At 59.5% G+C, this 14,442-nt stretch carries 10 protein-coding genes; 3 read left to right on the top strand and 7 right to left on the bottom strand.

Features of this window, described 5'->3' with window-relative positions; all coding sequences use genetic code 11:
• Nucleotides 1-210 precede the first annotated feature (210 nt).
• Nucleotides 211-1,038, top strand: coding sequence for a co-chaperone DjlA (gene djlA, locus CWM58_RS20315; protein WP_074386885.1), 828 nt, complete (start codon nt 211-213; stop codon nt 1,036-1,038).
• 32 nt (nt 1,039-1,070) lie between these two features.
• Here djlA and CWM58_RS20310 read toward each other — a convergent pair whose 3' ends face one another.
• Together CWM58_RS20310 and CWM58_RS20305 are read right to left on the bottom strand one after the other, a co-directional pair.
• Nucleotides 1,071-1,769 carry a response regulator gene (locus CWM58_RS20310; protein ID WP_100681637.1) on the bottom strand — a complete coding sequence of 233 codons (699 nt, stop codon included), beginning with the start codon at nt 1,767-1,769 and terminating at the stop codon, nt 1,071-1,073.
• Nucleotides 1,759-3,384, bottom strand: a complete 1,626-nt coding sequence (locus tag CWM58_RS20305; RefSeq protein WP_100681636.1) for a sensor histidine kinase — start codon at nt 3,382-3,384, stop codon at nt 1,759-1,761. The genes CWM58_RS20310 and CWM58_RS20305 overlap by 11 nt, the downstream gene beginning before the upstream one ends.
• 323 nt (nt 3,385-3,707) lie before the next feature.
• Here CWM58_RS20305 and CWM58_RS20300 point away from each other — a divergent pair, with 323 nt between their 5' ends.
• The gene (locus tag CWM58_RS20300) at nt 3,708-5,072 is read left to right on the top strand and encodes a 2-hydroxycarboxylate transporter family protein (protein WP_008807467.1); all 1,365 of its coding nucleotides are present in this window, start codon (nt 3,708-3,710) and stop codon (nt 5,070-5,072) included.
• A gap of 179 nt (nt 5,073-5,251) precedes the next feature.
• Complete coding sequence (citX, locus tag CWM58_RS20290; RefSeq protein WP_100681635.1) at nt 5,252-5,791, top strand: citrate lyase holo-[acyl-carrier protein] synthase; 540 nt, start codon at nt 5,252-5,254, stop codon at nt 5,789-5,791.
• Between the two features lie 42 nt (nt 5,792-5,833).
• On the opposite strand, the gene rluA is transcribed toward citX, so the two are convergent.
• The 5 genes from rluA to araA form a co-directional block, all read right to left on the bottom strand.
• The gene (gene rluA, locus CWM58_RS20285) at nt 5,834-6,493 is read right to left on the bottom strand and encodes a bifunctional tRNA pseudouridine(32) synthase/23S rRNA pseudouridine(746) synthase RluA (RefSeq protein ID WP_074386882.1); all 660 of its coding nucleotides are present in this window, start codon (nt 6,491-6,493) and stop codon (nt 5,834-5,836) included.
• Nucleotides 6,494-6,504: 11 nt separating this feature from the next.
• Nucleotides 6,505-9,411: an RNA polymerase-associated protein RapA gene (rapA, locus tag CWM58_RS20280; protein WP_100681634.1), complete on the bottom strand. Its 2,907-nt coding sequence runs from the start codon at nt 9,409-9,411 to the stop codon at nt 6,505-6,507.
• Nucleotides 9,412-9,597: 186 nt separating this feature from the next.
• The gene (gene polB / locus CWM58_RS20270) at nt 9,598-11,955 is read right to left on the bottom strand and encodes a DNA polymerase II (protein WP_100681633.1); all 2,358 of its coding nucleotides are present in this window, start codon (nt 11,953-11,955) and stop codon (nt 9,598-9,600) included.
• 148 nt (nt 11,956-12,103) lie between these two features.
• A complete protein-coding gene (araD, locus tag CWM58_RS20265; protein WP_100681632.1) occupies nt 12,104-12,799 on the bottom strand; it encodes an L-ribulose-5-phosphate 4-epimerase in 696 nt (231 codons plus the stop codon).
• Nucleotides 12,800-12,936: 137 nt separating this feature from the next.
• Entirely contained in the window at nt 12,937-14,439 is a 1,503-nt protein-coding gene (araA, locus tag CWM58_RS20260) for an L-arabinose isomerase (protein ID WP_100681631.1), read from the bottom strand.
• Nucleotides 14,440-14,442 lie beyond the last annotated feature (3 nt).

Below are 14,442 nucleotides of genomic sequence, written 5' to 3'. Positions count from 1 at the left end.
GCGGCTTGCAAACGGTCAGAGCCTAACTTACTCAACTTTATCACGCTAGTGTTAATCCTGCCCGTTTCGAGCCCGAGCGTTAGGCACCCTGTTGAATGACGAGTATGATAAAGCAAATTATAGGCTATGTCCCACAATTGACCGAGGCGCGAGTGCCGGGTAACGTGCGGTCATATTCGAGCTTAACGGCGATAAACAGTTGGGGAGTCTATGCAGTATTTGGGTAAAGTGATTGGCGTGGCGGTGGCTTTGCTGATGGGCGGTGGGTTTTGGGGCGTCGTGCTCGGCTTCCTGGTGGGCCATATGTTTGACCGGGCGCGCAGTCGCCGGTTGAATCTCTTCGCTAATCAACAGGAACGCCAGTCGCTCTTCTTTTCCACCACTTTTGAAGTGATGGGGCATCTGACCAAATCCAAGGGCCGCGTCACCGAAGCCGATATTCATGTCGCCAATGTGCTGATGGATCGCATGAACCTGCACGGCGCATCGCGTACGGCGGCGCAGCAGGCGTTTCGCGACGGTAAAGCCGACAACTATCCGCTGCGCGAGAAGATGCGTCAGCTGCGCAGCGTCTGCTTTGGCCGCTTCGATCTGATTCGGATGTTTCTGGAAATTCAGCTGCAGGCCGCGTTTGCTGATGGCGAATTGCACCCCAACGAACGTGAAGTGCTGTTCGTCATCGCTGACGAGCTTGGCATCTCCCGCGCCCAGTTCGATCAGTTCCTGCGGATGATGCAGGGCGGCGCCCAGTTCGGCGGTGGTGCGCAGCAGCAATCGTATGGTCAGCACGGCGGCAATGCCGGCTGGCAGCAGGCGCAGCGTGGGCCAACCCTCGAAGATGCCTGCAATGTGCTGGGGGTGAAACCGACCGATGACGCGGCGACGGTGAAGCGCGCCTATCGTAAGCTGATGAACGAACATCACCCGGACAAGCTGGTGGCAAAAGGGCTGCCGCCGGAAATGATGGAGATGGCCAAACAGAAAGCCCAGGAGATCCAGAAGGCCTGGGAGCTGATCAAAGAGCAGCGCGGCTTCTGAGTTTTCCTGCCCCTCCCGTCCGGCGAGGGGCTTTAGCTTTTATGCTGCGCGCGTCGGTACAGCCGCCGCGGATGGCCGATTTTTCCATACAGCATCTCCACTTCCAGAAAGCCGGTCTCAACGCCGTGTTCCAGATAGCGCCGGGCGGTGGTTTTGCTGAGCCCGGCGGCGCTGACCACCTCATCGACGGAAAAACAGTGCGCTTCCCGACCGCTAAACAGCCCCTGCACCAGCGCCAGCGTCTTCTCTTCAATGCCCTTACTGCCATTATCCACGCGATAGTTCTTTGCCTGCAGTTGATAGAGCGAATCGACGTTCTGCTGATCGACGATTTTCCATTCCCGCTGCTGATCGTAAAACTGGATAAAGCGCTCAAGCGACTGGCTCAGCCGCTTCCACGAAACGGGCTTGAGGATATAGTCGAAGGCACCGTTACGGATCGCCAGGCTGCAGGTTTCCATATCGCTGGCGGCGGTGATAAAGATCACCGAGCAATGGGTGGTCGCCAGCACCGGGTCGGTCATCAGCGTGACGCCTTTGCCGTCCGGTAAATAATTATCCAGCAGCACCAGCTGCGGCGGACTGGCATGGAGCAGTTGCCGCGCCTGGGCGAGGGAGGCCGCCATGCCTGCCAGCCGCAGTCGCGGGTGTTTTTGCACAAGCTCGGCGTGCAGGCGCGCCAGCTCGCTCTCATCTTCAATGATCAGCACATCGACCAGGTCATGATGCATCGCGGGCCTCCGTTTGCGGACAGGCGGGCGCGTCGGCCGGGATAAACAGGGTGAAGATGGCTCCCCGCGGCGCGTTGTCAGCGACTTCGATGGTGCCGCCCGCCTGAGTGACATAATGTTCAATAAGATACAGACCAATGCCGTGATCGCCACGGGTTTTAGTGGTCACGCCGCGCTCAAAAATGCGGTCGCGAATATCAGGACGGATGCCGACGCCGCGGTCGGCCACTTCGATGATCAGCTCCCGGGCGTTGAGCTGAATCAGCACTTCCACGGGCTCGTGCGGAAGCTCGGCGCGCTGCGTGGCTTCGATGGCGTTATCCAGCAGGTTGCCGATAATGGAGATCAGTTCGGATTCCTTCAACGACGGCAGCGGACGATCGATACGGCAGGCCGGGTCGAAGCTCAGTTCAACCCCTTTTTCGCGAGCACGGGTGGCCTTGCCCAACAGCAGGCCGCACAACGTCGGTGAGTGGAAGTGCGAGGAGATGAAGTCCAGCAGCTCCTGGGCATGCTCCGACTGGGCCTGAATATAGCGGATCGCTTCGTCATAGTGGCCCATATGCAGCAGGCCGGAGAGGGTGGTCATCCGGTTGAGCTGCTCGTGGCGCATGATGCGCAGGTTGTCGACATAGCGCTTCACCTGGCTGAGCTGGGCGGTGAGGGCATTGATTTCGTTGCGGTCGCGGAAGGTGATCACCCAGCCCTGCAGCGTATTCTCCAGCATAATGCGCACCCGGCTGGCGAGCACGGTCAGCTGGTTGAAGCGGCACAGCTCGTCATGAGTGTCACGCTCGAGCATGTCGCCGCTGGCGAAAAACGGCTGCGGCGAAATGACGCTGTCGATTGACTGGCCGCGCAGCTGACGGGCAGGCTGGCTGAGCCCCAGCAGGCTGCGGGCGGCATGGTTAATCACCTCAATGCGCCGCTGGTGATCGATGACGATCACCCCTTCAAAGATCGACTCCATCATTGCCTTTTGCTGACGTACCAGCAGGCCTATCTCCCGCGGCTCGAGCGAAAAAATCTGCTTCTTGATGCTGCGGGTAAAGTACCAGGAGAAGATAAACAGGGCGATGAGCAGCAGGATGGCGGCGATAAAAATATTGATCACTTTGGTCAGCGTGATGCTGTCGAGATAGCTGGTGAGGTAGCCAACGGAGACAATGCCGATCACCTGCCCCTCGTCATCGACGATGGGCGTTTTGCTGCGCAGTGAGACGCCGAGGCCGCCTTTGCGAATGGTGGTGATGGAGTGCCCCTCCAGCACCGCCTGATTGTCGCCGCCGACCAGCCGCGTGCCAACCCACTCCGGATGGACGGAGTGAAACAGATGCACGCCCTGCCGATCGCCGATGACGATAAAACTGGCGTCGCTATGGGCGGCGATTTGCTGCATAAACGCCCGGATCGCCTGCGGATCGTGCTGGCTGACCTGCTGACGTAAATTTGGCATCAGGGCTATCTCTTCAGCCTGAATTTTGGCCCGGCCACTCATTTCCTGATACAGCTGGCGGCTGGCGTCAAAATAATAATAAATGCCCAGCGCAATAAAGAGGACCGAGAAAAAGGCGACCAGCGAAATAAACAGCTTATATTGAAAAGATACTTTCATAGATCCCGGACAGCGTATTCACCATACCGGCACTCTATCATTTTTCTGTCACGTGACGTAAATGTTAAGGAAAAGTTGTGATCGCCTGCGCAGGCGCTGACTGTCGGCGGTAGGCTCGACGGAAATAACGCCTCAGCAAGAATAAACACCATAAAAACCACGACAATAAATCAGAGGTATATCACCCCTGCGCGGTTCCGCGAATAGAAACCATAAAAACCATAGTGACCATTAAAACTTCTTTTTTAATCTGGGGAGCTTCACATTAACGACGCCGCTGTCCCTTTACGCTGAAAATGAATAATAACGACAGGGCTGAATTTATGAGCACCACAGACAATGCATTCTCTGCAACCCTTGAACCGATCAATACGCCGAAAACCACGCTGAAGCAGCGCTGGTGGCACATCATGGATAACTGGAAGGTAGGGATCGTCCCGCTGCCGCTGTTTTTGCTGGCCGGGGGGCTGATTGCTCTCGACTGCCTTGGCGGTAAACTGCCGAGCGATATCGTGGTGATGGTGGCCACGCTGGCTTTCTTTGGCTTCGCCTGCGGCGAGTTTGGTAAGCGCCTGCCGGTGCTGGGGAAACTCGGCGCGGCGGCGATCTGCGCCACTTTTATTCCTTCCGCGCTGGTCCACTACGGTCTGCTGCCGGACGTGGTCGTGGAATCCACGACTAAATTCTATAAATCCACCAACATCCTCTATCTCTACATCTGCTGCATCATCGTCGGCAGCATCATGAGTATGAACCGTACCACGCTGATTCAGGGCTTTCTGAAGATCTTCTTCCCGATGCTGTGCGGCGAAGTGGTTGGCATGCTGGTGGGCATCGGCGTCGGCACGCTGCTGGGCATGGAGCCGTTCCAGGTGTTCTTCTTTATCGTGCTGCCGATCATGGCCGGTGGCGTGGGGGAAGGGGCGATCCCGCTGTCAATGGGTTACGCCGCGCTGATGCATATGGAGCAGGGCGTGGCGCTGGGCCGGATATTGCCGATGGTGATGCTCGGCAGTCTGACGGCGATCGTTATCTCCGGCTGCCTCAACCAGCTCGGCAAGCGTTCCCCGCATCTCACCGGTGAAGGACAACTGATGCCGAACCGCAGCAATGAAACCCGTAGCCTCGGCGAGAGCGAAGGCGTGAGCGGCAAAACCGACGTCGGGACTCTGGCCTCCGGCGCGCTGCTGGCGGTGCTGCTGTATATGATGGGGATGCTTGGCCACAAGCTGATTGGCCTGCCGGCGCCGGTGGGCATGCTGTTCCTCGCGGTGCTGTTAAAGCTGGCTAACGTGGTGTCGCCGCGCCTGCAGGAGGGATCGCAGATGGTGTATAAATTCTTCCGCACCGCGGTCACTTACCCGATCCTCTTTGCCGTCGGCGTGGCGATCACCCCGTGGCAGGAGCTGGTAAACGCCTTCACGCTGACCAACCTGTTGGTGATCGTCAGTACCGTCTCGGCGCTGGTGGCGACGGGGTTCTTTGTGGGTAAAAAAATAGGGATGCACCCGATCGATGTGGCGATTGTCTCCTGTTGCCAGAGCGGGCAGGGCGGCACCGGCGATGTAGCGATCCTGACCGCCGGTAACCGCATGAGCCTGATGCCGTTCGCGCAGATCGCTACCCGGATCGGCGGGGCGATAAATGTCTCGCTGGGACTGCTGTTCCTCAGCCACTATCTGGCGTGATTAAACGCTGCGCTAAGCGATAAATCTGCCATTTTCCGCTACAGAACGCAGAAAATATCTGCGTTCTGTATCCTAAATGCTCCTCATTTAGCGTTACAATCAGCGCGCGATCGGCTATCGCATCCATCATCATGACAGCCCAGGCGCTGTCGCATTTATCATATGTAGGAGAGGAATTAATGTCAGTGGATACTCCCGCCCAGGCGGGCGTCAGCATCGATGCATTGCTGGCGGCGAAAGAGCAGCGTGCAGCCCGCCAGGCTGACTGGCTGGCCCATTATCAGCAGCCTGTTATTTCCCTGACCCTGGTGACCCCGGGGGCGGTGAAAGACAGCATTCGCTATCGCAACATGATGGGCGTTGCCCTCCAGGCCTGCGACCAGCTGCTGTGGAAGCACCGCTGGCAAGCGCTGGATCGTCAGGTGCTGTGGTTGCCGACCGGGCCCGAAGCGCTGTGGTGCGTGGCGCACCCGGCCAGCGAAATCAAAGCGATGTGCAGTACGCTGGAGCAGAGCCATCCGCTGGGACGCCTGTGGGATATCGATGTGATCTGTCCACAGAACGGGCTGGTAGGTCGTCAGTCGCTGGGTGAGTCGCAGCGCCGCTGTCTGCTGTGTGATGAGCCGGCGCACGCCTGCGCGCGCAGCCGTCGACACGACACCGATCTCGTCGTGGCGCGCGTTGAGCAGTTGATTGATGCGTGGTTTGCCCGCGACTAACGGGTCAGTATTCCCCGGCGGCAAGGCGCCACCGGGGACGTCCTAAAAGTCGACCGGCGCGCGAAAGGTCATCGCGTTGCCGTAGGCAGGGTGGGTGATGGTGAGCGTCTCGGCGTGCAGCAGCAGACGCGGGGCCATCGCCAGCGCCTCCGGCGTGGCGTAAAAGCGGTCGCCGAGAATCGGATGCCCCAGCGCCAGCATATGCACACGCAGCTGGTGCGAACGTCCGGTAATCGGCTTCAGGCGCACGCGGGCGGTATTATCCTCCGCGTACTCCAGCACCTCATATTCGGTTTGCGCCGCTTTGCCGGTTTCATAGCACACCTTCTGCTTTGGCCGGTTCGGCCAGTCGCAAATCAGCGGTAAATCCACCAGACCTTCCGCCGGCTGCGGATGTCCCCAGACGCGGGCGACGTACTGCTTTTTCGGCTCGCGCTCGCGGAACTGACGTTTCAGTTCACGCTCCGCGGCCTTATTCAGCGCCACCACAATCACACCGCTGGTGGCCATATCAAGGCGATGCACCGATTCGGCCTGCGGGAAGTCGCGCTGAATGCGCGTCATCACGCTGTCTTTATGCTCATCAAGACGACCGGGTACGGACAACAAGCCGCTCGGCTTGTTGACCACCATGATGTGCTCATCCTGATACAGGATCACCAGCCAGGGATCCTGCGGCGGATTGTAGTTTTCCATCGCCATTTCGCGTTCCGTTACTGGTGGGTGACGACGATCAGACGCAGCGCGTCCAGACGCCACCCGGCCTGTCCCAGCGCCTCCAGCACCTGCTGACGGTTGCTTTCGATCGCCGCCAGTTCGTCGTCACGGATATTCGGGTTCACCGCCTTCAGCGCTTCCAGGCGTGACAGTTCCGCCGTCAGTTTATCATCGGCTTCGCGACGCGCCGCGTCGATCAGCGTCTGCGCCGCTTTGGCGATCTGCGCTTCGCCCTGCTGCAGAATCGCGTGAACGTCCTGCTGCACCGCGTTGACCAGTTTGCTGCCGGTGTGGCGGTTAACCGCGCTCAGCTGGCGGTTAAAGCTTTCAAACTCCACCTGGCCGGCGAGGTTGTTGCCGTTTTTATCCAGCAACATGCGGACCGGGGTCGCTGGCAGGAAGCGGTTAAGCTGCAGCTGTTTCGGCGCCTGCGCTTCGACCACGTAGATCAGCTCCAGCAGCAGGGTGCCGACCGGCAGCGCCTTATTCTTCAGCAGCGAAATAGTGCTGCTGCCGGTATCGCCGGAAAGGATCAGATCCAGACCGTTGCGGATCAGCGGGTGTTCCCAGGTGATAAACTGCGCATCTTCACGCGACAGCGCCACGTCACGCTCGAAGGTGATGGTGCAACCGTCTTCCGGCAGGCCCGGGAAGTCCGGGACCAGCATATGGTCGGACGGGGTCAGGACGATCAGGTTTTCACCGCGGTCATCCTGGTTGATGCCGACGATATCGAACAGGTTCATCGAGAAGGCGATCAGGCTGGTGTCGTCATCCTGCTCTTCGATGCTCTCCGCCAGGGCCTGGGCCTTCTCGCCACCGTTAGAATGGATCTCCAGCAGACGGTCACGGCCCTGCTCCAGCTGCGCCTTCAGGGCGTCATGCTGCTGGCGGCAGGATTTGATCAGATCGTCAAAGCCGTCGGTGGATTCCGGTGCTGCGAGGTAGTTGATCAGTTCATCGTGGACGCTGTCGTAGACGGTGCGGCCGGTCGGGCAGGTATGTTCGAAGGCGTCGAGGCCTTCGTGATACCAGCGCACCAGCACCGACTGCGCGGTCTTTTCCAGGTATGGAACGTGGATCTGGATATCGTGCGCCTGGCCGATACGGTCGAGACGGCCGATACGCTGCTCCAGCAGATCCGGGTTAAACGGCAGATCGAACATCACCAGGTTGCTGGCGAACTGGAAGTTACGCCCTTCGGAGCCGATTTCGGAGCACAGCAGCACCTGTGCGCCGGTGTCTTCTTCGGCAAACCACGCCGCGGCGCGGTCGCGTTCGATAATCGACATCCCTTCATGGAACACCGCGGCGCGGATGCCTTCGCGCTCGCGCAGCACCTGCTCCAGCTGTAGCGCGGTGGCGGCTTTGGCGCAAATCACCAGTACCTTCTGCGAGCGATGGCTGGTCAGGTAGCCCATCAGCCACTCGACACGCGGGTCGAAGTTCCACCAGGTGCCGGTATCGCCTTCAAATTCCTGATAGATCTGCTCCGGATAGAGCATGTCGCGCGCGCGCTCTTCCGCGGTTTTGCGGGCGCCCATAATACCGGAGACTTTGATGGCCGTCTGGTACTGGGTCGGCAGCGGCAGACGAATGGTGTGCAGCTCGCGTTTCGGGAAGCCTTTGACGCCGTTACGGGTGTTACGGAACAGCACGCGGCTGGTGCCGTGGCGGTCCATCAGCATCGAGACCAGCTCCTGCCGTGCAGCCTGAGCGTCTTCGCGATCGCTGTTAGCAGCCTGCAGCAGTGGTTCGATATCCTGCTCGCCGATCAGATCGCCAAGGGTATTGAGTTCGTTATCGCTTAGCGTGTTGCCTGCCAGCAGCAGGGCGACGGCGTCGGCGACCGGGCGGTAGTTTTGCTGTTCTTCAACAAACTGCTCGAAATCGTGGAAGCGGTTTGGATCCAGCAGACGCAGACGCGCAAAGTGGCTCTCCATACCCAGCTGTTCCGGCGTCGCGGTCAGCAGCAGAATGCCCGGCACGCGTTCGGCCAGCTGTTCGATCGCCTGATATTCACGGCTCGGCGCCTCTTCGCTCCACACCAGATGGTGCGCTTCATCGACCACCATCAAGTCCCACTCGGCGTCGCACAGGTGCTCCAGACGCTGCTTACTGCGGCGCACGAAGTCTAAAGAGCAGATCACCAGCTGTTCGGTTTCAAACGGGTTGTAGGCATCGTGCTGCGCTTCGGCATAGCGCTCGTCGTCGAACAGTGAGAAGCGCAGGTTGAAGCGGCGCAGCATTTCCACCAGCCACTGGTGCTGGAGGGTTTCCGGGACCACGATCAGCACGCGCTCGGCGGCGCCGGAGAGCAGCTGCTGATGCAGGATCATCCCGGCTTCAATGGTTTTACCTAAGCCCACTTCATCAGCCAGCAGGACGCGCGGCGCGTGACGACGGCCCACGTCGTGGGCGATATTCAACTGATGCGGGATCAGGCTGGTGCGCTGGCCGCGCAGGCCGCTCCACGGCATGCGGTACTGTTCGCTCTGGAACTTACGCGCGCGGTAGCGCAGGGCAAAGCGGTCCATACGGTCAATTTGACCGGCAAACAGGCGGTCCTGCGGCTTGCTGAACACCAGTTTGCTGTCGAGTAGCACTTCACGCAGAGTCACGTTAGCTTCCTCGGTGTCCAGCCGGGTACCGGTGTAGGACAGCAGCCCGTTCTCTTCATTCACTTCGTCAACGTGGAGCTGCCAGCCTTCGTGGCTGGTGATGGTGTCTCCCGGGTTAAACATCACGCGGGTGATCGGGGATTCGTTGCGAGAATACAGACGGTTTTCGCCGATGGCGGGGAAAAGGAGAGTGACCATGCGCGCATCCAGCGCTACCACCGTTCCTAATCCTAGTTCGCTCTCTGTGTCGCTAATCCAGCGTTGACCAAGTGTAAAAGGCATATGTGTTCGGCTCTTTGTTCTTTAATTGCAGGCAATAGTTGATCATCTCCATGAATAATCGGAGATGCGTCAAAATTGGGGCCAGGAATGGAAAGGGCGCTATATTACTGGATGGAGGAACGTTCGTCACCTCCTCCGCACCCTTCATTTTTCGGCTTTTGTGCCTGTGGAAGGGGTGAGAAAAAATCAAAATAGTCCCAGCTGCCCTGTCACTATTGTAGCAAAGTCATCGTTGACGAAGGGCAGGATCCCTTCCGCCACTGGCTGCAACTGCTTTGTTAAATAGTGATCATAATCGAGCGGCGACAGCTGGTAATCCACCGGCTCCGGGCCGCTGGTGGTCCAGACGTATTTAATGGTGCCGCGCTGCTGATACTGCTGCGCACGTCCCCGCTTCAGGTTGTGCTCATCGGCAAGCCTGGCCGCGCGTACGTGCGGCGGTACGTTGCGTTGATACTCGGCCAGCGGTCGGCGCAGGCGCTTGCGGTAAATCAGCTGTTCGTCGAGCTCGCCGTTCATCAGCCTGGCGATAGTCTCCCGCACATAGTCCTGATACGGCTGGTTGCGGAAGATGCGCAGGTATAACTCCTGTTGGAACTGCTGGGCCAGCGGCGTCCAGTCAGTACGCACCGTCTCCAGACCCTTAAACACCATGCGCTGGGCATCGCCCTCCTGAATCATCCCGGCATAGCGCTTCTTGCTGCCGGTATCGGCGCCGCGGATCGTCGGCATTAAAAAGCGGCAGAAGTGGGTTTCATACTCCAGCTCCAGGGTGCTGGTTAGCTGGCTTTTGCCAAGCTCCTGCGCCCACCAGGTATTGACGTCGCTGACCAGCTCGCGGCCGATTTCTGCGGCCTGCGCTTCGCTGTGCGGGTGTTTCAGCCAGACGAAGGTGGAGTCGGTATCGCCGTAGATAACGTCATAGCCTTTGGCTTCAATTAACGCTTTGGTCTGGCGCATGATCGCGTGGCCGCGCATGGTAATCGACGAGGCGAGACGCGGGTCGAAGAAGCGGCAGGCGCTGGTGCCCAGCACGCCGTAGAAGGCGTTCATGATGATCTTCAGCGCCTGGGAGAGCGGCTTATTATGCTGGCGTTTGGCTTCATCGCGGCCGTGCCAGATCTGCCCGACGATCCCCGGCAGGCAGTGCTTGTCGCGCGAGAAGCGGGCGCCGAGAAAGCCCTCGGTACTGTGCTGGTCATCGGGTTGCGCCAGGCCTTCCACCAGGCCGACCGGATCGATTAAAAAAGTGCGAATAATCGACGGATACAGGCTTTTATAGTCCAGCACCAGTACCGAGTCATACAGGCCAGGGCGGGAGTCCATCACGTAGCCACCGGGGCTGGCCTGCGGCGGTACGTCGCCAAGATTCGGCGCCACGTAGCCCAGGCGGTGCATGCGCGGGAAGTAGAGATGGCTGAAGGCGGCGACCGAACCGCCGTGGCGATCGGCGGGCAGGCCGTTAACCGTCGCCCGTTCAAGCAAAAACGGCATGATCTCGGTTTTGTGAAAGATCCGCGTGACCAGCTCGCAATCCTGGAGGTTATAGGTTGCCAGCGCCGGTTTATCTTCATGAAAACGGCGATCGATTTCGTCCATGCGATCCCACGGATTGTCGATGGCTTTGCCTTCGCCCAGCAGCTCGCGAGCCACGGCCTCCAGTGAAAAGGAGGAGAAATTCCAGAACGCCGATTTTAGCGCGTCGATGCCGTCGATAATCAGCCGCCCGCAGGCCTGGGCGAAAAAGACGCCGTTCTTAAAACCGTGCTCGCGCCACTCAAGCTCACTGTTGCCGCGGCCAAGACGCAGGGGGATGCGGTAGCGCTCGGCGTGCTTTTGCAGGACGCGGAGATCGAACTGCACCACGTTCCAGCCGATCAGCACGTCGGGGTCGTGTTCGGCAAACCAGGCGTTGAGCTTTTCCAGCAGCAGGGGGCGGCTGGCGATGTAGACCAGCTCGAAGTCGACGTCTGGCGGCGTTTCCGGTTCGGGGCCCAGCATGTAGACCACCCGCTGGCCGCAGCCTTCCAGCCCGATGCAGTACAGCTCGCCGTGGCGGCTGGTTTCGATATCCAGCGACACCCATTTCAGCGGCGGGCGATAGTCAGGATTCGGTTTCATGCGCGCGTTGACCAGCTGCGAGCCGTGCATTTCGCCTTCCACCCACACCGGGGCGGTAATAAAGCGCTCCATCAGATAGCGCTCTGGCGGGCGGATATCGCCCTCGTAGACGGTGACGCCGCTGTCGCGGAGCATCTTCTCCAGACGCATCAATTGACGATGGGCGCGGCAGTAGAGGCCGACAACCGGCTGCCGGTGGAAATCTTTCAGGGCCAGCGGCGCGAAGCGGAAGCCTTTCTCCCCCTGTAGCAGCCGTTCAGCCTGCGCCCGCTGCGCTTCGGGGATAAAGGCAACGGACTCCTGCGGCGGGAGTGTGACTTGCAGCGGGCCGTCGTCGGTGGCCAGCCAGAAGGAGAGCTCGGTGCCCTGCGGGGTGTCCCGCCAGTGACGGGTGAGTAAAAAACCTGCTCGTGGCTGGGTCACGGGTATTCTCGCCGATAAAAAACCAGGCCTGATTATAGCCTGGTTTCTCAATAGGTGCTGGGGTTTTATACAGTTATTCGGCGCTAAGGTGGCCCCGGATTGCGGCTTGCGCCTTATCCGGGCTACCAGATGGTGGCGAGCAGGGTGATTATTGGCCGTAGTAGGCTTTAGCCCCGTGCTTACGCAGATAGTGCTTATCGAGCAGCGTCTGTTGCATATCCGGCAGCTGCGGCGCCAGCTGGCGGCAGAAGATGCCCATATAGGCGATCTCTTCCAGTACGATGGCGTTATGCACTGCGTCTTCGGCATTCTTACCCCAGGTAAACGGGCCGTGGGAATGCACCAGCACGCCGGGCATCTGCGCCGGGTCGATTCCCTGCTGACGGAAAGTTTCGACAATCACGTTGCCGGTTTCCCACTCATATTCGCCGTTGATCTCCGCATCGGTCATCAACCGGGTGCAGGGAACCGGGCCATAGAAATAGTCAGCGTGGGTGGTGCCGGTCGCTGGAATGGATTGCCCGGCCTGCGCCCAGATGGTGGCGTGGCGCGAATGGGTATGCACAATACCACCCAGCGTCGGGAAGGCCTGATACAGCAGGCGATGAGTTGGGGTATCCGACGAGGGCTTCTTATTGCCTTCCACCACCTCGCCAGTCTCCAGACTGACGACCACCATATCGTCGGCGGTCATCACGCGGTAATCCACGCCGGAGGGTTTGATAACCAGAACGCCCTGGTCGCGGTCGACGGCGCTGACGTTGCCCCAGGTTAAGGTCACCAGATTATGCTGCGGCAGCGCTAAGTTGGCTTCCAGAACCTGGCGTTTAAGATCTTCTAACATAATGTGCTCCGAATAGCAGGCGAGTCGGGTATCCCTCACCCCGACCCTCTCCCAACGGGAGAGGGAGAAAGGCGGCATGGCGCCCTGTCGGTACCCTCTCCCCAACGGGGAGAGGGAAAGGGTGAGGGGACGGCCTCTTAGCGTTTTGAACCGTAATACACTTCATTCCAGCGCAGCGCGTCCTTGAAGGACGGCAGACGGGTATCGTTGTCGATGACCGTCAGCTCGATATTGTGCAGCTCGGCGAACTGGCGCATATCGTCGAGGTTCAGCGCATGGCTGAAGACGGTATGGTGCGCGCCACCGGCGATGATCCAGGCTTCCGAAGCGGTACGCAGATCCGGCTGTGCTTTCCACAGGGCGTTGGCCACCGGCAGCTTCGGCAGATCGTGCGGCGTCGGGACGGTTTCAATGGTGTTGACCAGCAGACGGAAGCGATCTCCCAGATCGATCAGGCTGGCGACAATCGCCGGGCCGGTCTGGGTATTGAAGATCAGGCGCGCCGGATCCGCTTTACCGCCGATACCCAGCGGCTGGACGTCGAGGATCGGTTTCTCGGCGGTAGCGATCGTCGGGCACACTTCCAGCATATGCGAGCCGAGCACCAGATCGTTGCCGTTGTCGAAGTGGTAGGTGTAATCCTCCATAAAGGAGGTGCCGCCCTGCAGACCGGTTGACATCACCTTCATGATGCGAAGCAGAGCGGCGGTTTTCCAGTCGCCTTCGCCGGCAAAGCCGTAGCCCTGCTGCATCAGGCGCTGCACGGCGAGACCCGGAAGCTGTTTCAGGCCGTGGAGATCTTCAAAGGTGGTGGTAAAGGCGTGGAAACCACCCTGCTCGAGGAAGCGTTTCATCCCCAGCTCAATGCGCGCGGCGTCCAGCACGTTCTGGCGCTTGTCGCCGTGAACCTGCGCCGCCGGGGTTAGACGGTAGCTGCTTTCATATTCATCGACCAGCGCGCTGATATCGCCGTCGCTGATGCTGTTGACCACCTGCACCAGATCGCCGACCGCCCAGGTGTTCACTGAGAAGCCAAACTTGATCTGCGCCGCCACTTTATCGCCGTCGGTCACCGCCACTTCGCGCATGTTATCGCCGAAACGGCAGACTTTAAGATGGCGGGTATCCTGTTTGGAGACTGCCTGGCGCATCCAGCCGCCGATGCGCTGGTGGGCATCTTTATCCTGCCAGTGGCCGGTGACCACGCTGTGTTGCTGGCGCATACGGGCACCGATGAAACCGAACTCGCGGCCGCCGTGCGCGGTCTGGTTCAGGTTCATAAAGTCCATATCGATGCTGTCCCACGGCAGCGCGGCATTGTATTGCGTATGGAACTGCAGCAGCGGCTTGTTGAGGATGGTCAGGCCGTTGATCCACATTTTTGCCGGCGAGAAGGTATGCAACCAGACCACTAACCCGGCGCATTTGTCATCGTAGTTGGCGTCGCGGCAGATATGGGTGATCTCGTCCGGGGTGGTGCCCAGCGGCTTAAGGACCAGTTTGCACGGCAGTTTGGCTTCCGCATTCAGGCTGTTCACCACATGTTCGGCATGCTTCGTCACCTGGCGCAGGGCTTCCGGGCCGTACAGATGTTGGCTGCCAATAACGAACCATACTTCATAGTTATCAAAAATCGTCATTTT

It is taken from the genome of Klebsiella sp. H-Nf2 (assembly GCF_002806645.1).
Lineage (GTDB): Bacteria > Pseudomonadota > Gammaproteobacteria > Enterobacterales > Enterobacteriaceae > Klebsiella > Klebsiella variicola.
This window is presented reverse-complemented; position numbering and strand designations above follow the sequence as displayed.